The organism is Deltaproteobacteria bacterium (assembly GCA_026712905.1).
Lineage (GTDB): Bacteria > Desulfobacterota > Binatia > UBA9968 > JAJDTQ01 > JAJDTQ01.
This window is the reverse complement of sequence record JAPOPM010000110.1, coordinates 1-25,280: the sequence shown is the minus strand read 5'-3', so window position 1 is coordinate 25,280 and position 25,280 is coordinate 1. Positions and strand designations below refer to the sequence as shown.

The window sequence follows — 25,280 nt, the reverse complement described above, 5'->3', positions numbered from 1 at the left end:
CGGGAGTTCGGTGCCTGGGTTTTGGGCCTCACCGGGTTCTTCACCACCTTCAGCATGATCGGCATGGGGACGCTCTCGGACCGGATCGGCAGCGAGCGGGCCTACACCATCGGCAGCCTGGCCCTGGTGGGCGGCATCGTGGTCCTCCTCAACCTCGACGGAATGTCGGAGATACTCGTGTTGTCCCTGTACCCGCCGCTGTTCGCCGTGGGTTTCGGGTCGCGCCAGGGGCTCTATCCGACCATCGCCGCGGATATCTTTCATGGGAGACATTTCGGCTCCATCATCGGCTTCCTGGCTTTCAGCATAGGAATGGGCGCGGGCGTCGGCCCTTGGCTGGCGGGCTACCTCCACGACCTTTCGGGCAGCTATGCCAGCTCGGGCTGGATCGGCATCGTTCTGTGTGTGCTATCGTTGGCGTGTATCTGGATCGTTGCCCCGAGCAGAGGGGCTGATGCCTGAGGAGGCTCCATGGCGAAGACGCTGATCATCGATGCGCATCATCACTGGATGCCCGAGGAACACTACCGGAACCCGGAACCGCTGATCCGCGCCGGCGAGACCGTGGTGCGGCGGCCGGACCGGCTCGCCATCCGCCGGGAAGGGGTGCAGCTCTTCGGCCCGCCGGTCATGACCGCGGACATGGCCGCGCAGATCGAGGAGATGGACCGGGTCGGCATCGACCAGGCCGTGCTCCACGTCGGCTGCTGGGTGGACTGGATCGACGTCCCGGCGGCGCGCTTCATCAACGACGAGATGGGCCAGCTCGTGGAGCGGTTCCCCGGCCGCATCATCCCACTGGCCCACGTGCCCGCGCTGGAGGCCGGCGGCCGCCGGGAGCTCAAGCGCGCGGTGCAAAAGCTCGGCTTCCGCGGCGTCGGCATCAACACGCACATCCGCGGCGCGCTGCTGGACGACAAGCGCTACCACCCGTTCTACCGGCTGGTCTCCGACCTGGACATCCCCATCTTCGTGCACCCGTCCTCGGAGCTGCCGCTGGCCCATCCCCACGGCATGGAGCAGTTCAACCTCACCCGCAACCTCGGGCGCGCCATGGACAATACCATCAACATCGTGCGCCTCATGATGAGCGGCACGCTGGAGAAGTTCCCCAAGCTGCGTTTCGTCTTCACCCACCTGGGCGGCGCCTGGTTCGCGCTCCGCAACCGTCTGAACCCGTCCTTCTGGGACAAGCGCGAGCAGGGCTACTTCGACAAGTTCCAACACCGCATCTTCATTGACACGGCGCCCCCGTTCTGGCGTCCGCTCGAGATCCGTTTCGCCATGGACATGGTGGGCGAGGAGCAGGTGCTCATGGGCAGCGACTTCCCCACCATCGACCGCCTTGGCGACGCCGTCGCCATCGTCAAGGCCGTCAAGGCCAGCGCCGCGGTCAAGAGCAAGCTGCTGGGCGGCAACGTGGCCCGGCTGTTCCCGGAGAACGGCTGCTGAGGGCAGGGTAGGGGAGTTCGCGGTGAAAGTCCTGATGTGCCCGCCGCTCCACTACGAGCCCGCGCCCGGCGAGGACGCCTCCGCCGTCATGGCCGAGTGGCGCGGCCTCTACCGTCTCCTGCGCGACGAACTGGACGTCCAGGTCGACCTGCTGGAACCCCGGCCCGACATGCCCAAGCTCGTGACGGCCGCCAGCGGCGGCTTCGTGTGGAAGGACACCTTCATCGCCAGCCGTCCGCGCGACGTGTCGCGGCGCCCCGAAGCCGAAGCATGGGCCAACTTCTTCATGGTGCGCGGCTATGCCATGCCGGACTTGCCTGAAGGATGCACGTTCGAAGGTGGAAGGGATCTCGTGGTGGCGGACGGAACGCTATACGCGGGTTATCGCACCGACGACGATCTGGCCGCCCACCAGGCGCTCTCGGAGATCCTCGATCACGAGGTCCAATCGCTGCGCCTGTCCGACGGCTGGGATTGGCCCCTCGACACCTGTCTGTGCCCGGTGGGCGACGGCAGCGCGCTGTTCCTTCCGGACGCTTTCGACCCGGCCGCGAGGAAGGAGATTCAGGACCACGTGCCTCGGCTCCATCCCGTCGATGCGGATGATGCGCGGCGCCTGGGATGCAATGCACTGTTCGCAGGCCGGAACGCAGTCCTGCCGAAGGGTTGCCGAGAGACCGGCACCCACTTGAAAGAGGCGGGCTTCCAGGTTCACCATTTGCCGGTGGCCGCATATGCCCGACACGGCGCCGGGCCGAAAGCCCTGGTCCTCAAGATCGCCGGCTGACCCGGCCGCTACCTGGTCCGGCTCTTGCCCGCTTGCCGGGTTCTGCAATACAACTTGGACTTGTACTTGCACAACGCTATATACTTGTAGATCATCTCATGAGATACTTGTAATCACACGGCACGATAAACTTGTATCAGCCGGACAAGAAGATGAGCACGCCACATGACAAACTTGCCGCTTCACTCGCACGGCTCGAAGAACTACAGAGGGGAGGAAGGCGCGTCGTCCGCTCTAACGAGTTGACGCGCGTTCATCGTGAGCGTCTGGTACGGAACGGCTTTCTCCGCGAGGTCCTGAAAGGATGGCTGATTTCATCCAGCCCGGGCACCGACTCCGGTGATACGACGCCTTGGTTCGCCTCCTTCTGGGAGTTCTGCATCCGTTACTGTACTGCCCGGTTTGACGACCAGTGGCATCTCTCGCCGGAGGAGTCGCTGCTCCTGCATGCCGAAAACACCGTCATCCCCCGTCAACTCATCCTCTATACTCCGAAGGGCGCCAACAACGTGGTCGAGCTTCTTTTCGGCACCTCCCTTTACGACCTGAAACAAAGGCGGATGCCGCCGGAGGCCGATCTTTGCGAAAGGATGGGCTCCGGCTCTTCAAGCCGGAAGCGGCATTGGCCAAGGTCTCGGAAGGCTTCTTCGCCCGCAACCCGGTGGAAGCACAGGTGGTGCTCGCCGGCATTCGTGACGCATCCGATCTGCTTCGCCGTCTTCTTGAAGGCGGCCATTCAGCTATCGCCGGTCGGCTTGCCGGCGCCTTCCGCCGAATCGGACGGGCCGAACCGGCCTACGACATCCTCCGGGCAATGAGGGCCGCCGGCTACGATGCGCGTGAGAGCGATCCGTTCCTGCCGCAACAGACGTTCGGAGTGTTGAGCCATGCCGCGGCGCCCATCGTGGGGCGCCTGCAAGCCATGTGGAAAGCCTCCCGGCTGCCGGTGATCGCGGCATTCCCTGATCCCCCCGGTTTGCCGCGGGACCGAAACGCCTATCTGAGAGCGGTCGATGAAATCTACCGGAGCGACGCATACCACTCCTTGTCGATTGAAGGCTATCGCGTGACGGCTGAACTGGTCGAACGGGTTCGCCTCGGCAACTGGAATCCGGAAAGTCACCAGGCCGATCGGCAGAGCCGCGACGCCCTGGCTGCGAGGGGCTACTGGCAGGCGTTCCAGCTTGTCAGGGAGACGGTCGGCGAAGTGATCGCCGGCGGCGACCCGGGCAGACTTGTCCGCGCCGCGCATCGGAACTGGTATCTCGAGCTGTTCCAGCCCTTCGTGGCCGCCGGTCTGATCGCAGCGCCGGCCCTGGCCGGCTACCGCGGCAGCGCCGTGTTTCTACGCGGCTCCGGTCACGTACCGCCGCGCTGGGAGACGGTGCGCGATGCCATGCCCGCGTTGTTCGAGTTGCTGGAAAACGAAACCGAGCCGTCAGCGCGCGCCGTGCTCGGTCACTGGCTGTTCGGCTACATCCATCCCTATCCGGACGGCAACGGGCGCATGGCCCGCTTTCTCATGAACGCCATGCTGGCGGCAGGTGGTTATCCCTGGACGGTAATCCGCGTGGAGGACAGGGACGATTATCTCGCGGCGCTTGAAGCAGCCAGCGTCCGGATGGACATCGAACCGTTCGCCCGCTTCGTGGCACAACGGGTCCGATGGGCACTTGAACAGGGATGCCGACATACTATTTCTACAACTGCGGCATGAGGCGCCATAGGTAGACAAATCTACATATTTTCAGTAGGTTAACGTCTTTACGTCGCGTCACGGATGGGCTAGAATAGCCTCTGACTTGCTCCGTGTGGGTACCTAAACGGTACCCGGATCGAGATGCAAAGGAGGCATCAACCATGCCCAAAATCACCAAGCGAGCCGTCGACACATTCCAACCCGCAGAACGCGAGCGCGTCGTCTGGGACGACGACATCAAGGGCTTCGGCGTGCGTGTCCACCCCAGCGGCCGGAAGGTCTACATCGTCAAGTACCGTCACGAGGGACGCGCCGTCAAGGCCACCATCGGACCTCACGGACCCATCACCCCGGCTGCCGCGCGGGCGCGCGCCGCGGAGATCGTCACCCTCGCCAGGACCGGCCGCGACCTCGATGGGAAGACGCCCCGCAAGGCGGGAGGGTCCACCATGGCCGACCTCGCCCGGCGCTTCCTCGACGAATACGCCCCCGACCACCTGAAGCCGGGCACCGCTGAACTCTACCGAAAGATCATCGGGAAGCGCATCCTTCCCCGACTCGGCAAGCGCCGTGTCGCCGACATCTCCAGGGCTGACGCCGCAGCCCTTCACCATGACATGCGCTCAGTGCCCGGCCACGCCAACCGGACGCTTGGCGTGCTCTCCCGGATGCTGACCATGGCCGAGGTCTGGGAGATGCGCCCCGAGGGCGTCAATCCCTGCCGATTCGTGAAGAAGTACCCCGAGCGCAGACGCGAGCGGTTCCTTTCCGACGAAGAGTACCGCCGCCTCGGTGCCGCACTGCGGGACGCGGAGCGCGAGGGTTTCGCGTCGCCGGGGGCGGTCGCCGCGATCCGGCTACTGATGCTGACGGGGTGCCGGAGCGGCGAGATCCTATCGCTCCGGTGGGAGGACGTCGACCTGGACCGGGGCGAGCTCCGGTTGCCCGACTCCAAAACCGGCGCCAGGATCGTGCATCTGGGCGATCCCGCCATCGCGGTGCTGCGCGGCATACGGCGCAAGGAAGACAGCCCCTGGGTGATTCCCGGCTTGAAGCGCGGGACCCATCTCGCCTTTCTGCACGGGCCGTGGCGCCTCATCCTGCAGCGCGCGGGCATCGGGAACCTGCGGATTCACGACTTGCGGCACTCCTTCGCCAGCGGCGGCTTGCTCGTCGGCGAGGGCCTACCCATGATCGGGAAACTGCTCGGTCACAACAAGGTCCAGACCACCGCCCGCTATGCCCATCTCGCCAACGATCCTGTCAAGTCCGCCGCCAACCGCATCGCGAGCAGGATTGCCGAAGTCGCGGGGTGATAGACAATTCACAATCTCCTTAGAGATGGTCTTCCATACGCGTCATTTGTCCAACCGCGGTCGCCCTTAGACGATTCCCAAAGAGTTCCGGTCACTCCACCACAAGTCTGGGAGCGGAACGGAATAAGTCGGTCTCAATTTTATACTCATCGGTGAAATAATGAGAGTGCAAATCACAGAAGTAATTGTGATATCCGGCGACCCATGCATATTTCGCAAAAATTGTTGGGGTGCCCTTGTACTTGGCCAATTGGGTTTCTACAGCCTGCTTGTGCCTCGTGAGTTCATAGTCGAATGGACCCGAATAATCCTCCAACACTAGAATCGCATTGAGGTAGTTCACAAACCACCGACCGTCGGAATCAATGAGCAGATCGCGTGTCTGTGGCGCGGCTTCACGAGGCCTATAATACCTCAGGTGCGTTTGTACTCTGGCCTCCGCCGACCTTGTAAGAATGATTCGTGGGTCCCTGGCCAATTGCGATTCACCTTCGTAAGCTTCAATCAGCGCTTTTCCAGACACGACAATGTCGTCAATATATGCATGACCGACCGAAATTGCCCCTCTGACGAAGAATCCCGCGTTCGCCATGCTGAGTTGAAAACACGCGAGCCTATCAAACGCATCACCGAGTTCGGACTCGGCGTCTTGACGGATAGGCCACCCTATTACTATATTGTCACTAAAGGCCTTGAGGGCGTGACGATCTTTGTCGAAAAGGTGCTGGGGCGCTTCTATCGCCTCATCAACCGTCCTATCCTCCAACCAGTTTCGCCCATCCAGTAACGCCCCATGTAAACTTTCCAGAAACTCTGCCTGTGTCCCACTGTCTTCGGCTTCCTGGTGTAAGGACTGATAACCTAGAATGTCCATGAGGACGAACACCGACGGTTTTAGTCGAGGCTTACCGCCTTCATTCTGGTATGGGTTACGAGACATGACTCGACAAATAGAGCAGAATTACGCACGGGACCGGTCTCGAACTCTATGGGTGTGGGTCGTCCAAGACTCGCGTCCAGTCTTCTGCTGTTGTTGTCGGCTCTCCACTCCTTGATGATCTCTCGGGCATGGCGGTAGCTAAGCAACAGGAGCCCGTTAGGTGCTCAGATTTCCTAACACTGCATGTTGTGGAGACGGCCAATCAGCGGCCCAAGTGGTCAGTTAATCTTCCAGGCCTACCGCGCCGATCTTGCGGACCTTCATCTCACACCCTTCCGTATCACGCTCGCGGCTATCCCAATTAGAAGCAACGGGCATGGATTGCCCACACCTCGATCAAGCCGCTCGCGCAGTTTGCTCCAGTGCGTTGTCGCAGCACCGAACTTGTCGCTTACGAAGATACGAGATTACGCGTCGGCGAAGGTCCTGCCTCCCGTGACATACACGCTCCCTCCTCGCTATTAGGGCAACCAGATCAGCAACACCTGAGCCGCTTCCTTGCCATACTCCAGACCTCGACAGCCTTCTGTAGTGCCGCATCCCCGTCTCTGGATGTTGGGCTGATCCTACGTAGTTTTCGTCTACTTCAACCGCCTCCGAGAATGCAAACTCTTCCTTTGCCCACCTCTCACCGAGCCTGTGGACAAGGTGGACTGCTCGAAAAATCGCCTCCGCGCGTCGTCGATGTCCGGCATCGAAGGGGCATCAGGCATTAGTATCACGGCACACTCCCCAACCGCGATCCCTGGACACGCGGATCGCTCGTAGCGATGTCGAGCAGCCGCGGCAGCAACTGCCGCCAGGAACCCGTCGGCGGCACGGTGCGCGGAAGACGCAGCTACGCCACGCTCGGCAACGCCGATTCGATGACGATCCCCGAAGCCCGGCGCGAGGCCCGCAGGTTCATCGTCAGCTACATCGAACCGGCGACGGCCGGGAACGGCCCCCGCACGCCGGGGTATCCGATGGCCGCCTTCGCCGTGGAATTCCTCGACCGGCAGGCCCGCCGCTGGAAGCCCAAGACCCGATAGACCAACGCCAACATCGTCCACAAGGAAATCCTGCCTGCCTTCGGAGGTCTGGCCGTGGACGCCATCACGGTCGAACAGGTCCGGGACTGGTTCGCGTCCATGAGCGAGAGGCCCGGCGTCGCCAATCGCGCCATGCCCGTGCTGTCGATGATGATGCGCATGGCTGAGCTTTGGGGCTACCGCCGCCACAACACCAATCCCTGCAAGAACACCCGGCGCTACAGGATGAAGCCGAAGGAGCGGTTCCTGACGGCGGAGGAAATGGCCCGGCTCAACGCTCTGCTGACCCGCGACGAGTTCTATTGCCCGCATATCGTCGGCATCGTCCGGCTGCTAATGCTGACCGGCTGCCGCTTCGGGGAGATCGTCTCGCTGGAATGGGACTGGATCAAGGGCAAGCGCATCCACCTTCCCGACTCGAAATCCGGGCCGCGCACGGTCTGGCTGTCGAGCGCCGCGCGGGCGGTGATCGACGCGATCCCGCGCTACAGCGCCGATTGCCCATATGTCTTCCCGAACCGCCCGCCAACGCGCCCCGTCGACAAACATCGCCTTTCATTGGGACCGCATCCGCAACGAGACGGGCTTGCCCGGCCTGCGGCTTCATGACCTGCGGCACTCGTGGGCTTCCACCGCCGCCATGAACGGCGTGGACATGGTGACGGTCGCCAAGCTGCTCGGTCGCGCCTTGGTCGAGACGACCGAACGCTGCACTCATCTTTCCGACCAGTCGGTTGCCGACGCCGCCGACCGGGTATCGGACCGCATTCATGCGGCTCTGGCCGGCAGGGGCGCAAAGCACGGGGGAGGGAGCGATCATGCCAACGGTTGACCTTACGCCGCGTCTTGCCCGCGAGAGCAAGCCCGGCGGCAAAGACGTCATCTTGTTCGACAAGTCCCTGCAGGGCTTCGGGCTGCGCATCCACCCGTCGGGCCGCAAGGTCTGGATCGTGCAGGCCCGCATCGAGGGGCGCAGCCGCCGCGTGGTCGTCGTCCGGTAAGGGGCAATGCGGCTCGTCCAGGCCCGCCGCCGCGCCCGCGATATGCTCGACCGCATCCGCGTGGGCGGGAATCCCGCCGACGACATCCGCCGGGAGAAGCAGGAGCCGACCTTCCGCCGGGGAATACCTCCGGCGCAGCGATCCGCACTGGAAGCCCTCCGGGCGGGAAACGGTGCGCGTCTACCTCAAGGCCCACATCCTGCCCGCGTTCGGGAAGATGCTCCTGGACCGCATCGGCGCGGAGGACGTGGCGGAGTGGTTCGACGCGGCGAGTAAGGACAAGCCCGGCGCGGCCAACCGGGCGCTGGAAATCCTGCGCGCGATGATGTTCCGGGCCGAGGAATGGGGATTGCGCGAGCGCGACACCAACCCGTGTCTGGGCACTGCGATGAACCCGCGCAAGCAAGTTGCGCGGTTCCTCGACACGGACGAACTGGCCCGGCTCGGGCGCGCGCTCGACGATCACGAAGCGCGCTGGCCCGAGGCCGTCGCCGCGATCCGGCTGCTGGCGCTCACCGGCTGCCGCCGCAGCGAAGTGCTCGATCTGCGCTGGCGCGACATCGGCAAGGACGCCCTCAACCTACGCGATTCGAAGACTGGGCCGCGCGCGGTGCCGCTCGGAGAGGCGGCGCAGGCGCACGTCGCGGCGCTGCCCGGTAACCGCGACCGCGACGCTTTCGTGTTCCCGAACTATGCCCACGGCAAGGGGTACGATTCGTTGCGCGATTGCTGGCGCACGGTCTGCACGGATGCGAAGCTCGGTAGCCTTCGCCTGCATGACCTTCGGCATACCGCCGCCAGTCAGGCAGTCATGGCGGGCGAGAACCTGCCGCTCGTCGGCAAGCTGCTCGGTCACAAGCGACACCGAACGACGGCGGGCTACGTCCACCTTGCCGATGAGCACCTTGTCGAAGCGGCGGAGCGGGTCGGGAGCCTCGTTGCGGAGGCGATGAATCTTGAATGCGCGCCGCCGTCTCGTCGCGCCCGTGTTCGACTTGCGGAACTCGATTGGCTTTGACGTAGAACCCTTGGTGGAGCCCGTCAACCACGCGGTAGAGTGCCCGATGCGCCCGGCGCAGGCGCGGCGGCATCAGGTCAGGGATCGACCTCTGGGCTGCCTTTCCTTGTCCCTGTTTTCATTTGTTGGATTTCCTGCGATTGCACTGCTTGCACAGCATCTGACAGTTCTGTTCGTTCGTCTTCCCGCCCTCCGCCCAAGGGGTGATGTGGTCGGCCTCCATGTCCGCGATCTCAAACGCCTTCGCGCACACCTTGCAGATGCCCTTTTGAATCTCGAACGCCTTCTGCTTCATGGCCTGGGAGAAGGCCCGGATGTTGAGATGCCTTTCCTCGCCGGTGAGGAGATACGGGTAGATGCCCTCCTTCTTCGTTACGTCGTCGTCGATCCACAAGCGGGCGACTTCGGCCTCAAGACCTTCGGGATCCAGACTCTCGTCCTTGAGTTGTCCGTAAAGCCCGCCCCAATCCACGCCTTTCATTGGTGTGCGGTCTTTCGGGAAAACCGCTTTCACCCGGTTGACTACCGCCTGGAAGTGACTCCACAAGGCGGTTGCGGTCTTGTCGTGCTGATGCGCGGCCATGTACTCCTCGACCGTCTGGCCGTCATCCTTGATCCACTGGATCGCAGTTTCGAGGTATTCCTGCCGCTCGGCTCTCCCATTCACATACCCGCTTCCGATTGCATAAGCCGGGCAGGCGGCCCCCTTCCGGCTGAAGTGCCGCTTTGCGTCGGACACCCACGGGCCAGCATAGACCGCGTTGCGCAACTCCTGGTTCGTCAGCCTTTCGCCCGCGATGTTGATGATCCTGAACCAAGCCAGTTTCTCGCTGGCCGTTCCCTCGCAGACGTAAACCTGTAGCTCGTAATCAAGGATTCGCTCCTGCTGGTCGTCCTGCAGATTGAAGAAACCAAGCCCGTCAAGGGAGTAATCGCCCTCCACGTACTGCGCGATGGAGATCGTCCGCTGCTGGCCGTCAATGACCTCATAGGTGCCGTCTTCGCGCACCGCCCAGTACATCACGTTGAGCGGGAAGCCCTGGTTGATCGTCTCGATCACCGCATCGCGTTGCTTGTCCTTATAGACAAACTCGCGTTGAAAGGGCGGGCGGATGTCTAGCTTGCCGCCATAGCCGCGCACGCCGCCTTCACCGTCGTCGATGTAGCCCTTCACAAGGTCGCGGACGGTGATTTTGTTCAGTTCGATTTTCATGTTTGCGGTGCCTTGTTGCGGATCAGAATACGGCCGTACTTTAGCTTACCGTTGATGTACGGGCCATCTTTTCCACGTGACGAAACAATACCCGCCATGCCTTTAATGTTGCCCGCGATAAGACCGACAATCTCAAACTGCTCCGGGTTGTGTTTGTCGAGAAACGTGACCGGCACTCCCATCGCCCCATCCCAATCCATCGGAATATCGGCGACCTTGTCCACGTTGATTGCATCGTAGTTGTCGTAGGTTGCGTATTCCTCCCGCGAGTACCGCTTGTAGAGGATCAATTCCTCGTGGCGCTTGGCATGGTCGAGATTGGTGAACCAGGCAGCGTTGCCCAACCGTCCCTTGATAACCCCTTCGACGACCCTATAAGCGCTCCCCTCCTTTGCGGTCGCCACCAATTCCTGCGCGTATCCCTCCGGCACATCGAACAGCATGTCTTGGCCCTTCGGGGTGACACCAAGCCACAATCTGTTGTCTTTGATTAGTGAGAAAATCTCCTTGTAGGTAATGGCGTTCTGACTCCCGATGATCAGGAATTTCTTACCGTACTCCACCAGTTGGGCAACATATGCGCGGAACAGCGAAAACGGCGGATTGGTCACCACGATGTCTGCCTGCTTTAGCAAGTCGATGCATTCCTCGCTGCGGAAGTCGCCGTCCTCCTCAAACTCACGGATTCCGATATCCCCGACTTCGGGCACCCTGCCGCCCTTAGCGTTCCCCTTGTACTCAAGCCATATCGCCTGCTCCGAGTCGTGACGGCTGAACAGGTCGCGTTCCTGGTTCTTGTAGCACGCAGTGATGAGTTTCTTCAGACCCAAGCGCTCGAAGTTGTACGAGAAGTAATGAAAGAAGTTGGAGATGCGGGGATCGTCGCAATTGCAGTACACGACCTTGCCGCGAAAGTGTCGGCTGTAGTGGCGCAGTTCGTTCTCGATGTCGGGAAGCTGCGTGTAGAACTCGTCGTTCCGTTGCTGCTTGGCCCTTCCCAGGTTTTCATTCAGCGACATGGGCGTCCTCCCGCATCAAGCCTGTTATCAGCGATCAGTTTCCGGCATGGCAAGGCGCATCAGCTTGAGCCGACAGCGCCGACGGCCCGGGCCTCGTTCATGCGTGCGGCGCCCTCACGCGCCGATCCGCAGCCGTCCAGTCGCGCCGCGCCCGCGCAAGCTCGTAGCTCGCCTGCATCCGCATCCAATGCTCGGCGGTGCCCCAGCCGATGTTCTCCAACGCCAGCGCCATGGTCGCCGACACGCCCGCCTTGCCGTTCAGCAGGCGCGACAGCGTGCCGCGCTCGCAGCCGAGACGCGCCGCCGTCTCGGTCACGTTCCAGCCCACATCGTCCATGCTCTCGCGGATCAGTTCGCCCAGGTGCGGCGGGTTCAGCATCGGGCCGACGCGCTCGCTTGCAATGTCGTTCATGGTCAGCACTCCCCTTCGGTCAGTGGTAGTCGATCAGGTCCACGTCCACGGCTTCGCCGTCCTCGAAGCGGAACACCACGCGCCAGTTGCCGGAGACGCGAACGCCCCACTGGCCCCCGCGGTCGCCCTTCAGGGGATGCAGCCGGAAGCCCGGCGCGTCGGTGCTTCGCGGATGGGTCGCCTCTTGCAGCCGGAACAGGATGCGCTTGAGCCGTGGCACCAGACCCGCAGGCACCCGCGCGGGATTGTCCCGCTCGTGCAGCGCCCGCAGTCCCTTGTGCCTGATCCTCATGCTGCACTGTAACGCGCTACGCCACACGCCGCAAGCATCCGCTGTGCCGTCAAGACCGCCGCCGACAGTGCGGAGCGAGTGAGTGACGCCGCGTGTGTCCATGCCTTCCTGCAGTGATTTGTTGCCTCGTGCTTCCTATAGTACGGTTTGGAAGCCGCTCGGCGGTTCGGGACCCCTTCCCGCAGGTGCGCGGCGGGCGCTGTCGCTCAAGCGTCGCTCGGGCTAAGTGCCGGATGCATAACGGCTTTCATCGCCCGACGGTTTGAGCGGTCAGGAAGCGCGATAGCGACGCCCTTCGGCGCGTGGTTTCCACACCCGCCGCACCTCGGTGCTTGTCGATCTGCTTCTATTTGGAGACCTCCAGAGGCTACGCTCATCCTGCGCGAGAGTCCGTGAAGACATCGGCCGCCCGAATCGCACAGAGTATGGTAGCCGATATGGCGAATCTCGGCACGACTTCCGACGCCGCATGATTTATGGCATTTCGTGTTTGGTGGAACCACTGAAGGTCCGTAGGATGGACAAAGGAATCGTTGCCTTGGAACCTTTGGGCGACAGGCAACGAGCGGTTTGGTGGCGATAGGCATTTCCATTGGCTCCAGTCGATGCAGACCAACATAAAGCGAACTCTGGCCTACGAGGATCGAGAGCGGGGACGAATGGTCATCGGCGAGGACGAGCTTCGGTCTTTTTCCGAGCCTGTGGTGATCCTCGGCGATCCCGGTTTGGGGAAAAGCATGCTGACCTGGGAACTCGGCAAGCAGGCTGGAATGCGGTATTTCCGTGCCGGAACATTTGAGCGTCGCGTCGACCTTGCCTCGCTTGTTGGCAGGAACGAGTGCGTCATTGTCGATGGCCTCGACGAAATCGCCTCCGCAGCGCCGGGAGGCGCGGTCGACGCGGTGCTGAGGAAGCTCTCGGCATTGAGCAATCCGCCTTTCATTCTTTCCTGTCGCGAAGCCGACTGGCTGGGCGCGGCCGACCGAGTAAAGATCGAAGATGACTATGGATCGGCGCCGGTGCTGCTGCATCTGCAACCCTTTACCCGTGACGATGCGCGTGCCTTTCTGTCTCAGAAATTCCCGGAAGTTGATGCGGATGGCCTCTTGGTTCACCTCGCAGACCATGGGATCGAAACCCTCTACGGGAATCCCTTGACCCTTCGATTGCTCGGGGAGGTTGCACGGGCGGCGGGTCCGCTTCCGGAAACTCGCGCAGGACTCTTTGACCAAGCGTGCCGTGTGATGCTCAAGGAGGACAATCCGCGCCACCACCAAGACCCGCATGTCCAGGCAACCGACGAAGATTTGCTGCTGGCGGCAGGCGCGATATGTGCAGCGCAACTCCTGTGCGGCCGCGTCGGGATTCACATGGGACCCTACGCGGAAACGCCCGGTGAATACCTGAATATCGTGGACATCACGGGGCTTCAGTCTAGCCGGTTTGCGGATGAAGCGATCAGGACCCGTCTGTTTCAGGCGGAAGGCGAAAACCGCTTCACTCATATCCATCGCGTCATCGCCGAGTATCTCGGGGCCAAATGGCTCGCGCGTTGCTTCGAAGCCGGCGTTTCGAAGAAGAGACTCTTCGGTCTGTTCCGGCAGGGCGAGGGGGTTCCGACCTCGTTGCGCGGCCTGCACGCGTGGATGGCTCACTTCAGCGACGTCCTGGCGGCTCCCTGCATCAACGTTGATCCCTACGCCGTTCTGCGCTACGGCGATGCCGAAACGCTGGATCTCGATCAGGCCCGGAACCTGCTCGTTGCATTGAGGGATCTGTCCGAGGAAAACCCCTACTTCAGATCCGAGGACTGGGGCCAGCATCCCGCGTCCGGCTTGGTGCGTCCGGAACTCCGGGACGAAATCCTTGCCATAGTTCAGGTGCCTAGCCGGGACATGCAGTTCACCGTGCTTCTACTCGAAGCGATGGCCGGGACAACGCTTGCCCAGCGACTCCGCCCGGAACTGGAGACAATACTGTTTGACCGCGACCGCTCGGTCGTAGAACGATCGTGCGCCGGCAATGCGCTTTACACCGCCGCTGTGAGTGACGATTGGGAGACACGTATTCGTCGCCTTCTCGCGATGGAGGATGCCAACTCGGCGCGGCTCGCTTTCGAGATTCTCCGCAAGGCCGGTCTGTCTGCCGTTCCCATCGGCACGGCAGTCGGCACTGTCCTGGCGTACTTGGGGTTGGCGCGGAATCAGGATTCCCAAGAAGAATCGGCCGAGCTCAAGTATGTGCCCGACAGTCTCTTCAGTGGTCTTGACACGCAGTACCTCGCTTCATGGCTCGACGAATTGACGGAACGCGCGCGACCGTTGATGGAAAAGGCAGGCTACGAGACGGAGTGGTATGTCACGAGGCTCGTAAGACACCTCGCGGCCCAAGTCCTTGAAGCCAATCATTCGATTCAGCCGGAGCGTGTCTGGATGTGGGTCGGCTGGCTGGGCCGATACCGTCTGTACAATGACGATGGCACAAAGCGTTTGGCGGCGATTTTCCGTAAGGATCGCGTCCGTCGCGCTGCACTCCTCGAGCAGGTGCTGCTGACGCCATGCGCGGAAAGCACTTGGATGGCCGCCCACCGCCTCGCCGATACGGGGCTAGGCTTGTTTCCGAAAGGAGAGGACATCGCGGGAAGTTTGAGAACGTTGCGCGCACGCGCCGGTGAAGGCCGGATCGACGTCGACACATGGAGAGAACTGTTGTTGCTCAACCGCTCGGTCGAAGGACTCGCGACTGTCGTGCGCGAAGCTGCCCTTGATGCCGCGAATGAGGACCCTGAACTGCTATCCGTACTCGCAGAACTTTCGAGGGCCGCGACTCCGAAATGGGAGACCAGACGGGCTAAACGGCAGGCAAAGGAGGAAGCGCATCGGCAAGAGTACTTCCGGCGTCGTCGCCGTGAGCTTACCGAACGGGCTCAAGAAATAGCCGCTGGAGACATTCCCGTCCTTCAAGAATCTGCCGCTGTCTACCTCGGCCGGTGGCATATGTTGAACGGGGAGTTCTACGGTTTAAATACGGCAGCATCCCCGGTAGAGCGCTTGCGAGAATTTCTGGGCGACGACTTGTGTCATCGGGTGATGTCGGGCTTCAACGCCGTCCTCCGTCGCGATGACCTGCCGAGCGCTTCCAGGATCGCTGAGAACTACGGTGGGAATGAGGAGGCGGCCGCGGCGCCCATGATCTGCGGCGTTGCCGAAATGATCCGCCGTGGCGATCCCATCGATAAGATTAATCGGGACACGTTGGCCGCAGTCTACATGGCATGGCGGCACGCGTCGAGGTCGAACGACGCTGCGCAAATTGACATCGGTCCGGCGCTCGAAGACGTTCTTTTCAAGAGTGAATGGGACTGGGAGGTCTATTTCCGCGCAAGCGTCGAGCCACAACTTGCAAAGAACAGGGAACACATCCAAGAGCTCTACTATCTTGAACACGAACCCCGCTTCGCTACGCTGGCAGGATGCCTCGCCGTCGATTGGTTGCGCGCCCATCCAGGGTTGCCCCCCTCCATCGTGACGCTACTCCTGACCTGCGCCCTTGAGAGCGCCTGCGACGAAGAGGTACAGACACTGGTTGGCCGGATGTTGAACGTCCAGTTGGAGCGTGAAACGATGCTGCTGTGGCGATCAGCAGCCTACGTCATCGATTTCGATCGCCACCGGGCGTCACTCAAAGAGGCTGCGGCGGACAACCCGGCCTTACTCTGGTTGATCCGTGACCGAATGGGGCCAGCACGCAGTGAACGCTTCGACCGTTTCTCGCTTGAACAGCTTGCCTTCGTTGTCGAGGCGTTCGGATCGAACTGGCCAATAGCTTACCGGCCCGGCACCGTCACAGTAGGCAAGCGCAACCCCTGGGACGCCAGCGAGTTCATCAAACGCGTGATTTATGCAGTCGCCGGCCGGCCGACGCCGAACGCAACCGAGGCGCTGCAAAATCTCATTGCCAACTGTGCGCCGAGCTATGCCGATACAATGAAGCATGCGCTGGCGCTCCAGCGAAGGGCCCGGCGCGACGATGAATACGCTGCCCCCACCGTCAAACAACTCCGTGCCGTGATGGCGTGCGGGCTACCCGAAGACATTGGCGACATGCAGGTTTGGTTCGCGGATCAGATCGAGACTCTCCAGGATCGAATTCGAAACAGCGATACCAACATGTGGGAAGCGTATTGGAACGGGGAACGGCCCAGACATGAGAATTTCTGCCGCAACCGCTTGATCGAACACATGTCGGGTTCGTTACCACCATCGATCCGGTTCGGACCAGAGACCCTCATGCCGCGGGGCAAAAAGGCTGATATCGCCCTGACCCGCAACACGATCAAACTACCGGTCGAGATCAAGGGTCAATGGCATTCTGAAGTCTGGAGTGCCGCTAGCGACCAACTCGACGCAAAATATGCAGTTGACTGGCAAGCGGAAGGCCGCGGCGTCTACCTTGTTCTTTGGTTCGGAGACATTGCCGGGAAACCACTGCCGAGACACCCTGAGGGTCTGGCCCTCCCACAGTCACCCGGGGCGCTCCGTGGGATGCTGATGGATCGTTTACCAGAGGCGCGGCGATCCTGGATCGATGTCTTCGTGATCGATGTCAGCAAGCCCGACGGGACCGCCTGAGTTCACGGTCGGTTGGGACTCCGTTTCCATCCCGATTCCACTTGACTCGCAGGATTCCTCCTGCGCCAGCGGATTCTCCGGCTTCTTTTCCGATACTACCGACTATCCCTGCGGGCCGCTCAAGGCAGCGATTCGAGTCCGAGTTTGCCCAAGACGACAATCACCACCGGTAGCCGACACGCCTATGAATCCGGCCAATCACCCCTTGTTCGAGGTCTCGAAAGCGCGTATCCGGGCTCTATGGACATGCGAGACTGGTGTAGACAAGCGCCCGGCGGGAGGCGTCGGACATGGTAGCATCGATCGGCGTAATCGCCTCTCCGTCTCAGGGCGTGAGCTACTACGAGCGGGACGGCTACTATGCGAAGGACGATCCTGCCCACAAGGAGGCGAGCGCGTGGGCGGGCAAGGGGGCTGAGGATTTAGGGCTTTCGGGTTCGGTCGATCCCGACACATTCAAAGCCATGCTCCAAGGCAAGGTGCCGGACGGCCCGCACCTGGGCAAGCGGGACAAGGACGGGGAGATCCACCATCGGCCGGGACGGGACGTCACCCTCTCCGCCCCGAAGTCGGTCTCCCTCATGGCGCTGGTGGGAGGAGACGAGCGGGTCGTCGCCGCCCACGACTGGGCGGTAAACAGCACCCTTTCCTGGATCGAGCGCAACGCCGTCGAGACCCGCATGCAGGACAAGGCCAGCCGTGCGATGGTCCACGTGGGCGGACAGAAGATGGTGGCCGCAACCTTCCGCCACGACACTTCCCGCAACCTCGACCCGCAACTCCACACCCATGCCGTGGTGGCGAACATGGTGCAGGGCGAGGACGGGAAGTGGAGGACCATGGTCAACGACGGGCTCTACCGGAACAAGATGGCGATCGGCGCGGTCTACCGGGCCGAGCTTGCCCGGGGCCTCAAGGCCCTGGGTTACGGGATCGAGAAGACCCACCCGGACGGCAGGTTCGAGATCGCGGGAGTGTCGCGGGAGGTGGTGGTGGGGTTCTCGACGCGGCGGGCGGAGATCGAGGCGGCGATGCTGGCGCGGGATGAAGGGGCGCCTTTGGAGAACCCGAAGCTGGCGGACCGCGCGGCGTTGATGACGCGGGCCAGGAAAAGGGACGTGGACAAGGGGGAGCTTCGACGGAGTTGAGAGCGGCAGGCGGCGGAGCTTGGGTTTTCGGCGGACACCGTGCGCGCCAAGGCAAGGCAGGCTGAGCGGAAGCAACCCGCTCCGGACCTGTTCAGTGGTCCGCTTCAAGCGGCGGGAGACACCGCGGCCTGGGCCGTAGAGCACCTGTCCGAGCGCCAAGCGGTGTTCTCGCATGGGGATCTTCTTGCAGCGGCGCTGGCGCGGGAGCCGGGGGCGGTGACGGCCGAGGCGGCGGAGCGGGCCATGGCAACCCTCGAACAGGACCGTGTCCTCCACGCGGCGCGGGGTCTGGAATTGGGGAAACACTGGACCACGGACGCGGCAATGGCGCGGGAGTCGGAGGCCATCGCGCTGATGAAGGCGGGCCAGGGCGCCGAAAAGACGATCATGCGGGGCTGGATTGCGGAGACAAAGCTCCACGGCGGCCGTCTCAACGAGGGGCAGAAGGAAGCGGTGAAGCTAATCCTCTCGACCAGCGACCGGGTGTTGGGGGTGCAGGGATACGCCGGCACGGGCAAGACGACGATGTTGAACCGGCTCCGGACGCTCGCGGAGAGCCGAGGCTACAACACGACAGGGCTCGCTCCGTCGGCCTCCGCGGCCCGTACTTTGGAGCGGGAATCGGGGATCGGGTCGGAGACACTCCAGAGATTTCTGGCGCGCCACGAGGGAATCATCGAAGGCAGGGGTACGGCAAGGGGGCTTCGCAACCTGCGGGCCTCGTTATCGAAAACCGTGCTGGTGGTGGACGAGTCCTCGCTCGCGTCGAGCGAGCAGATGCGGGGACTGCTGCGGGCCGCGACCACGCTCCGGGTTCCGCGGGTGGTGCTGGTGGGAGACGAGAAGCAGCTCGGCGCAGTGGAGGCGGGCAAGCCCTTTGAGCAGTTGAGACAGGCCGGGATGCAGACCGCGGTGATGGACGAGATCCTCCGCCAGCGCGACATGGATCTCAAGGAGGCGGTCCGTGCGGGCCTGACGGGCGAGGTCAAGACTGCGTTCGAGAAACTCGGGGACAGGATCGCGCAGGTCGAGAGGGAGGATATCGGCAAGGAAGCGGCGAAGCGTTGGGTCTCGCTCTCTCCCGAAGATCGCGCCGCAACCGGGGTAATCGCGCCGACGCGGGCGCTGCGGGACGAGATCAATGACACGATCCGGGCGCAACTCGTGGCGGAAGGCGCAGTCTCCGGTCCTGCGAGGCAGGGCAAGAAGCTGGTGTCGCGGGGTCTTACTAATTCCGAGATGGCGCGGGCCTCGAACTACTCGGCGGGAGACACGGTGATCTTCAACCGCCCGTACAAGACCCTGGGGGTGGAGAAAGGCGACGAGCGCGAGGTGGAAAGGGTCGACTACGAGCGCAACACGGTCTGGCTCGGCGACGGAAACGGCAACCTGGTGGACTGGCGGCCCTACATGCTGGCGGGCGCCAAGGGCGGCGTGGAGGTCTACCGGAGCGAGGAGATGGAGCTTCGCAAGGGAGACCGTGTGCGGTGGACACGGAACGATCCGGGCCCGGGGCTCGCCAACGGCGAGACCGCGGCTGTGGAATCGGTCGGAAAGGACGGCGTCCGCTTCCGTCTCGAGGACGGATCGGCGGCGAAACTTGCCGAAGGCGACGCCCAACTCCGGCACCTCGACCGGGCCTGGGCCTCAACAGTGCACGCTTTCCAGGGCAGGACGGTAAACCAGATCGTTGCGGCCATGCCCACGGGGAACCCGGATCTGACCAACCAAAGAGCGTTCTACGTGGCGATCAGCCGGGCCCGGGACGCGGCGGAGCTGGTCACCGATGATGCCTGGAAGCTCTCGGATCAACTGGAGAGAGCCACGGGCGAGCGGGTTGCGGCGCTCGATGGGGCGGCGATGGAGGCCGCGCACGAGGCGGTGTTCGGCCTCGAAACCGACCACGAACGGGACGGCGAACAGGATGCGCGCGGTCATGACCGGACGGATCACGCCCTCGAAGAGGAGCACGTTATCGATCCGGAGCGCGAGCGCGAGTCTGGTCCGGGCCTCGAAACCGACGGCGAACTCGACCGTTCAGAGGAGTCGGAACACGATCGCCTGCAGGACGAGAGCTTCGAGCCGGCGCAGGTGACCCTCGATTTCGATCTCGATATGTAGAAACCCAGCTCCCTTCCGGCCGATCCCGCGACCGTCGCCGGCAACAATCCCATCGCGAAACGAGCTCTGAAAAGCTCCGTGCCGCCATCCGACCGGGGCGTGACATTCCGGTCATCGCCTCCCCCGCCGCCCCTCCCGGCCCTCTGGTTATCGTTGCGGTGCGCAGCCTGTCGTCCGTGTGCCTCGTGTAACACGCTTTGGTAGTAGCGAATTCCCCGCGTATGTCGGTCCGCATGCTCCATACGGACGGGCATGAGGGCGTTGACGCGGCGGTGTTCGATGACGGGCGCGGACATGGCTGTGAGCGGGCATCGTCTGCGCGGACTCGGCGCGCGGGGGCTGTCATGGAAAAGGCCGGCGCCGATCGGTCAGCCTGCCCGACCTTCGGACTGCCCGTAGGAAATGCGCTAGAGGCGTCTCGCCAGAAACCAGCCACGAGGCCGTGCCAGTAGTCCGGTAAGTGGCTGGAATCACCCGCCGAGAGGGGGACCGGTACACGATCGCTACACGGCCGTGTACCAAAGAGCTATCGCCTTTTCCAGGGTACGAGAGGCTCCGAGGGGCTCGAATCGGGCAAGGGAGCGCACCCAGGCGCAGACAGGACTCGTCAGGCAGCGCGCTGCGTCGGGTGTGAAGGAATAACGGCTCCGCCGTAGAGATGGAGACGCATGGCGAGACGTTGGCGAGAGGGAACAGAAGACGCGCAATATCAGCAGGTTAGCCCGAGCGGCGCTTGAGCGGGAGAGGGAGGTCATAGCATACAGGGCCGAAGCCGTGGATCGCGGGCGGTTCTCCGGGCATGTGCAGCCGAGGCGGCGCGAGCGCAGGTCTGGCAGCGAAGATTCTCCGCAGAACCGGGGCGATTCCCTAGGGAACCGGGTGCGACGCTCCAGAGAACCGGGTGCGGTTCCCTGGAGAATCGCGGCGCCATACATCCGTGTTTTATCAACAGTTTTCCCGTACTGCGCCGTGTTTCGAGAGTAGTACAATCGGATTACAGCCGTCTTACAATCGACTTACAGCAACCCGGACCGGGCCATGGTCGGTGGCTGCGCAGGCGGCGAAGCCGACGCAAGACATTCGGGGCTATATGGCCGCCGGGCATCATTAGAACACGGGGATTGGCGGCCGCGGCAGGGGCCAGGGCCGCACCGCCCACAACGTCAACGAGCTCGCTGCCCACCGTGTCGAGGGCACAAACCCGACAGAGCCGTGTCCTGCTTCCTCGGGCGAGGAGCACGGCCACCCGGAAACACGACAGACAACGGGCGGCGCCTGAGCGTCGGGTTCCCCACGCACTTGCCGGAACACTTCGCGGACCGTCGTGCGGCTCCCTGCTGACGTCAAGGAAACAGGAGGGAACAAGACGATGCCCGTCGGCGCGACACGCGCTGCGACACTCACTCGGCCGTTACTATCGGCGGTGGCGCAGATGTGCCGGACATTCCAGAAGTCGCCGGTGAACAGAGTGGTGCGGGCATGCTCCGACAGCATGCCCGGCACGCTCTTGTCGGAGTCTTCGATCTCCTGCTGCATCTCATCGAACTTCCGGTGTTCGTAAAGCGAGCAAGCTATTTGGCGTCGTCAGGGGTGATGCCGACCCGCCCGGCGGTTTCGGTAAGCGGACGCCCCCGCGCCGTTCCGGTCGAGCCGGGAGAATGCGTCGGTTGCGAATCCGCGCTGGACCCCTCGCCCGGGGCCTCGCTCCCGCTCAGCCCGAATGCGTCATCGAGACCCTGTGTGAACTCGCCGATCCCTTTGAGACTGTCGAACTCACCGAGATCGATATCCAGCTCGAAGGATTGGAGTCCTTCGAGCTTCATGTCGGCGATGCCGCTCATCAGTTCCCCAAGGCCCCTGAAATCCCGACCGAGTCCATCAAGCCTGTTGAGCCCACCGAACCTAGCAGGATTGCCGTCCCGGGCGAGCCCGTCGGAATTCCCGCCCCGGTCGGTGCTTCCCGTCGAATTCGTTGGGGCACCCAAGGTGAAAGTCCGGGTGAGTTCTTCCTCGAGACGACGATCAACATACTGGGGGAACGAGCTAACACGGCGATCATTGAACTTGATATCCGGGGAGAGCGAGTGGATATGAACACCGAGCGCGAAGCAGGCCGCGAGCGCGACGGCGAGAATCGATACCCACAATTTCTTTCCGCTCGGCCGGATTCTCACCCACGCAAGGCTTCCCAGAGCGGCGAGGCCCGATGGAGCGCCCGGGCCGGGCTGCTTTCGTTTGGACATCGACTCCGCTCCTCCCCGATTAGTTGCAAACCGGCTGCGGGCCTATAGGGTCGAAGCCCTCGAGGACTTTAAAAGCCTCTTACAGTACCGACTAAAGGAAATCCATTTAGAGCATGACCCGGAGTTTTGCCAGGAATTTCTCAAAGAACCAAGGGATTGTCCCAACACCGACTAAGCCTCTTCTTCGGTTTCGTCGATAAGAGAGCTATGAAAGTCAGGGTCATTTCACTCTGAGGTGGCCAGAGCGCGGGCGAGCAGGGCGAGGGTAACGAAACTCAGCCACAAGTCCATGCGCAAGGAGAGCGAGGGCGCGGAGCCCGAGCGCGGGGTCGGATTCGAGATCAGGACGAGTTGGTTAAGGTGATACGGGCCGCGCACACTACCAACTCCTTGCCAAACCCATAATAGTTGTCACCAAACCTACGGCGGCTCCACCGACACACATTGCCGCTCCGACGGGGTACTTCTTCACATTAAATGCGTTCCACAGTTGTGAAAAAACTGGTAACAGAACAACGCCCAGAAGAAATGTCCAAATCCAGACGGACGTAAAAAATGTGGTGTACAAACAAATGGCAAAAAAACTTCCTATGGCATCTGGATCAGAGAAAAATACTCCGCCTTCACGAAAAAGATAAGAAAGCACTTCTCCGGTCAAGGAAAACACATCGCCAATCCAGGACCCACCGTCGAAGAACGACCGACTTCCTCCGGCGAGTACCCAGTAGCCGAGAAATGTCGCAGAACCGAGAACCAACCCTACGACAAAAATGCAGAAGGATGCAAATGCGTCGACAATAAACAGAACACTTCTAAATACTCCTTCCTTCCGCATGATCATTCGCCCGATTATGAGGCGAGTCTCCCACAATGAACAATAATCACCTATCACGTTCACGAATACGGCATACGGAACCAGAAGACTGAAGAGTTCCCAGGGAAGCGCCTCGAGGTCTTTAAATGTTGCGTCAACGCTTGTAAGTCGGATGACAAGGCAAACCACGGTAACAGCTGCAAACGCACACAAAGACGCCAACACAGATCGCCAGAAACGCGGACGACCGTTTCTTGCCGAAGAAAACGTCCTGTCGAATATTGAGACGAAATGTTCTGCCCACTCATTTCGGTCCGCATTGCTGAATAGCTCGTATATTCTGTTTCGCAGTTGATCGTCGAGTTTGGTGTCGATGAAAAACCCAAACCGGCAGATGAACATCCACCCGACAATGCCCGCAACAAATGGCATTATGATTGGTGTCAAGGTATCCACGCCAACATCACCCAATGTGAGGCGTTCTCCGCAACGACCTCGGTCTGGTTCGCACGAGACAATCGGGGTTGGCGGAAAGCCAATCCGTCGGTCCGACCCCAGCTTCGTCTGCTCGCACCCTCAATCGCATAGTTCACAGTCGAAACTTGGATCCGTAAAGAGGCCTCCGAACAGGCCGAAGAGGCCGCCAAGGATGCCGCCAAGGATGGGAACCTGCTGATGGCCACGGATGGCGGAATACATCATGCTCGCCAACCAACGCTGTTGGGACCGCTCTGTCACCACACAGTATAGCAGGCGGTCCGCACAGAGCCGCCAGTTCTCCGCGGTTTCATTCTCCCTGATCATCTGATACAGGGCGTCGTGAACAAGCGTGGCTTCCTGGGTGCACTCGATATCCGGGAACCAATTCGCTCCGTTCCAGGTGTAGCCCTCGCAGATGGTGATGCGACCATTGGAGACGTTGACGTACTTCGTCTCCTTGCCGTCTAAGTCCTTGCCGAGTATTTCCCCCGTGGCATCGCACATGCACGACAGCAGCTTTCGAGAGTAATCCTCGGTGATCTGGTATTTCCAGTCGGGGTGGCCTATATGGCGGTACTTGATCGACACTCTCCGTTTCTCCTCTTCAGTTGGAGGTTAGGTATGATCAGTGACAGCCGGTCGATATGGGTTCCGGCGATGAGGAAACAGGGCTCAGAAAAACTGCTCATCTCCCGCGTGAATACCGCATCCATCGTGTTTCTTCAACGGTGATTCGAACTGGAATCGAGTTCGGCAGGACCGATCAGGCGTACTGACGCCTCGGGATGGCACTGTATGCGAAGGCGGTTTACCGCGCGCTGATTCGCAAGACCGATGAACGCTTCGACCGGCACTTCGCCCGGTTTCGCGAAAGACGGGAGATCGTGATGGGTCTGAACGTTGAAGACGTGATCACGGGCTCGACCCTACGGAGCACCGCGAGATCGAGGACTTTGCCACAGGGTTCATCGCCGAGGAGGTGGCAGTGCGCGAACTGCGCAAGGCCCGCAAGCTCACCCAAGTCAGCGTTGCCCGCAAACTCGGGATCAACCAGGACGCGGCTCACGGCTGGAGTAGCGCAACGACGTGTTGCTGTCCACGCTGCGCCGGACGGTGGAGGCGATGGGCGGTAGCCTCTCACTCATCGCCCGGTTTACCGACCGTCCCCGGTCGAACTCTCCGGCATCGCCAGTTGCGAAACCGGCGATGACCCCACTCGATGGGGGCCGTCATTGACGAGTGTGCGCTAGAGATCGCGAGTATTGTAGTCAATCCGCTTGCGATTCGCTTACGGCGAAGGTGGTGACCGGAAGCTGTCAAAAGAAAAAACGTAGTAGAATCGAGTGACTAGGCCATTCTAGTGAAACGGACTGCCCTTTGAATACCAGAAGCGTGCGTTCGAGCGCCCGCGTCGCGTGCTCGACAGCCTCCTTGGGGAAAGGAACGTTACAGCGTGGAGCACCGACCGCCGGAACAGTGCTGGACGGTGACGGGCGACCGCATCACCGTCGCGGTTTCAACCATCGAGTTCAACCGCATGCGGGCAGACATCCCAGACTGGCTCCTGGACGATACGGCCAGTGCCTCGGGGCAGATCGCGCTGAACCGGAAGCTCACCGAGGAATTCCTCAATCGGCCTGTGCGGGCGCCAAAGCGGTGGGCG

21 protein-coding genes and 2 pseudogenes are annotated in these 25,280 nt (G+C 61.9%); 14 read left to right on the top strand and 9 right to left on the bottom strand.

What is annotated here, in order from left to right; genetic code table 11:
• The 5 genes and pseudogenes from OXF11_08505 to OXF11_08485 all read left to right on the top strand — a co-directional run.
• On the top strand, window positions 1-462 hold a 462-nt coding region (locus OXF11_08505), incomplete at its 5' end, for an MFS transporter (GenBank protein MCY4487139.1).
• A gap of 9 nt (window positions 463-471) precedes the next feature.
• Window positions 472-1,452 (top strand): amidohydrolase family protein, encoded by a 981-nt coding sequence (locus OXF11_08500; GenBank protein ID MCY4487138.1) that lies wholly within the window; start codon window positions 472-474, stop codon window positions 1,450-1,452.
• Between the two features lie 22 nt (window positions 1,453-1,474).
• A complete protein-coding gene (locus tag OXF11_08495; GenBank protein MCY4487137.1) occupies window positions 1,475-2,239 on the top strand; it encodes a hypothetical protein in 765 nt (254 codons plus the stop codon).
• 152 nt (window positions 2,240-2,391) lie between these two features.
• Window positions 2,392-3,956: pseudogene (locus OXF11_08490) on the top strand (Fic family protein).
• 143 nt (window positions 3,957-4,099) lie between these two features.
• Window positions 4,100-5,254: a tyrosine-type recombinase/integrase gene (locus OXF11_08485; GenBank protein MCY4487136.1), complete on the top strand. Its 1,155-nt coding sequence runs from the start codon at window positions 4,100-4,102 to the stop codon at window positions 5,252-5,254.
• Between the two features lie 91 nt (window positions 5,255-5,345).
• On the opposite strand, the gene OXF11_08480 is transcribed toward OXF11_08485, so the two are convergent.
• Both OXF11_08480 and OXF11_08475 read right to left on the bottom strand, forming a co-directional pair.
• Entirely contained in the window at window positions 5,346-6,128 is a 783-nt protein-coding gene (locus OXF11_08480; GenBank protein MCY4487135.1) for a hypothetical protein, read from the bottom strand.
• A gap of 326 nt (window positions 6,129-6,454) precedes the next feature.
• A pseudogene (locus OXF11_08475) lies at window positions 6,455-6,616 on the bottom strand (BglII/BstYI family type II restriction endonuclease).
• A gap of 348 nt (window positions 6,617-6,964) precedes the next feature.
• Between OXF11_08475 and OXF11_08470 the strand changes: the two are divergent.
• The 5 genes from OXF11_08470 to OXF11_08450 are packed head-to-tail and all read left to right on the top strand — an operon-like array spanning window position 6,965 to window position 9,244.
• Complete coding sequence (locus OXF11_08470) at window positions 6,965-7,225, top strand: hypothetical protein (GenBank protein MCY4487134.1); 261 nt, start codon at window positions 6,965-6,967, stop codon at window positions 7,223-7,225.
• A 54-nt stretch (window positions 7,226-7,279) separates the two neighbouring features.
• A complete protein-coding gene (locus OXF11_08465; GenBank protein MCY4487133.1) occupies window positions 7,280-7,834 on the top strand; it encodes a hypothetical protein in 555 nt (184 codons plus the stop codon).
• The gene (locus tag OXF11_08460; GenBank protein MCY4487132.1) at window positions 7,812-8,057 is read left to right on the top strand and encodes a tyrosine-type recombinase/integrase; all 246 of its coding nucleotides are present in this window, start codon (window positions 7,812-7,814) and stop codon (window positions 8,055-8,057) included. Before OXF11_08465 ends, OXF11_08460 begins: the two co-directional genes overlap by 23 nt.
• Window positions 8,044-8,226, top strand: a complete 183-nt coding sequence (locus tag OXF11_08455; GenBank protein ID MCY4487131.1) for a hypothetical protein — start codon at window positions 8,044-8,046, stop codon at window positions 8,224-8,226. The genes OXF11_08460 and OXF11_08455 overlap by 14 nt, the downstream gene beginning before the upstream one ends.
• Before the next feature lie 40 nt (window positions 8,227-8,266).
• Window positions 8,267-9,244 carry a tyrosine-type recombinase/integrase gene (locus tag OXF11_08450; GenBank protein MCY4487130.1) on the top strand — a complete coding sequence of 326 codons (978 nt, stop codon included), beginning with the start codon at window positions 8,267-8,269 and terminating at the stop codon, window positions 9,242-9,244.
• Between the two features lie 118 nt (window positions 9,245-9,362).
• Here the strand turns inward: OXF11_08450 and OXF11_08445 are convergent, their stop codons facing one another.
• From OXF11_08445 to OXF11_08430, 4 genes are all read right to left on the bottom strand, one after another.
• Window positions 9,363-10,457, bottom strand: coding sequence for a DUF262 domain-containing protein (locus OXF11_08445; GenBank protein ID MCY4487129.1), 1,095 nt, complete (start codon window positions 10,455-10,457; stop codon window positions 9,363-9,365).
• Complete coding sequence (locus tag OXF11_08440; protein ID MCY4487128.1) at window positions 10,454-11,476, bottom strand: adenine-specific methyltransferase EcoRI family protein; 1,023 nt, start codon at window positions 11,474-11,476, stop codon at window positions 10,454-10,456. Before OXF11_08440 ends, OXF11_08445 begins: the two co-directional genes overlap by 4 nt.
• Before the next feature lie 97 nt (window positions 11,477-11,573).
• Window positions 11,574-11,888 (bottom strand): HigA family addiction module antitoxin, encoded by a 315-nt coding sequence (locus tag OXF11_08435; GenBank protein MCY4487127.1) that lies wholly within the window; start codon window positions 11,886-11,888, stop codon window positions 11,574-11,576.
• A 19-nt stretch (window positions 11,889-11,907) separates the two neighbouring features.
• Window positions 11,908-12,180 (bottom strand): type II toxin-antitoxin system RelE/ParE family toxin, encoded by a 273-nt coding sequence (locus OXF11_08430; protein ID MCY4487126.1) that lies wholly within the window; start codon window positions 12,178-12,180, stop codon window positions 11,908-11,910.
• 659 nt (window positions 12,181-12,839) lie between these two features.
• Between OXF11_08430 and OXF11_08425 the strand changes: the two genes are divergently transcribed.
• The 3 genes from OXF11_08425 to OXF11_08415 all read left to right on the top strand — a co-directional run bounded on the left by OXF11_08425 (window position 12,840) and on the right by OXF11_08415 (window position 20,080).
• Window positions 12,840-16,811: a hypothetical protein gene (locus OXF11_08425; protein MCY4487125.1), complete on the top strand. Its 3,972-nt coding sequence runs from the start codon at window positions 12,840-12,842 to the stop codon at window positions 16,809-16,811.
• A 290-nt stretch (window positions 16,812-17,101) separates the two neighbouring features.
• Window positions 17,102-17,959 carry a relaxase domain-containing protein gene (locus OXF11_08420; protein ID MCY4487124.1) on the top strand — a complete coding sequence of 286 codons (858 nt, stop codon included), beginning with the start codon at window positions 17,102-17,104 and terminating at the stop codon, window positions 17,957-17,959.
• Window positions 17,960-17,998: 39 nt separating this feature from the next.
• Window positions 17,999-20,080, top strand: coding sequence for an AAA family ATPase (locus tag OXF11_08415; GenBank protein MCY4487123.1), 2,082 nt, complete (start codon window positions 17,999-18,001; stop codon window positions 20,078-20,080).
• A 1,571-nt stretch (window positions 20,081-21,651) separates the two neighbouring features.
• On the opposite strand, the gene OXF11_08410 is transcribed toward OXF11_08415, so the two are convergent.
• The 3 genes from OXF11_08410 to OXF11_08400 form a co-directional block, all read right to left on the bottom strand.
• Window positions 21,652-22,323, bottom strand: a complete 672-nt coding sequence (locus OXF11_08410) for a hypothetical protein (protein ID MCY4487122.1) — start codon at window positions 22,321-22,323, stop codon at window positions 21,652-21,654.
• A 379-nt stretch (window positions 22,324-22,702) separates the two neighbouring features.
• A complete protein-coding gene (locus OXF11_08405; protein MCY4487121.1) occupies window positions 22,703-23,593 on the bottom strand; it encodes a hypothetical protein in 891 nt (296 codons plus the stop codon).
• A gap of 120 nt (window positions 23,594-23,713) precedes the next feature.
• Complete coding sequence (locus OXF11_08400) at window positions 23,714-24,205, bottom strand: DUF1353 domain-containing protein (protein MCY4487120.1); 492 nt, start codon at window positions 24,203-24,205, stop codon at window positions 23,714-23,716.
• Between the two features lie 865 nt (window positions 24,206-25,070).
• Between OXF11_08400 and OXF11_08395 the strand changes: the two genes are divergently transcribed.
• The coding region (locus OXF11_08395; GenBank protein MCY4487119.1) for a hypothetical protein at window positions 25,071-25,280 on the top strand (210 nt) is incomplete at its 3' end.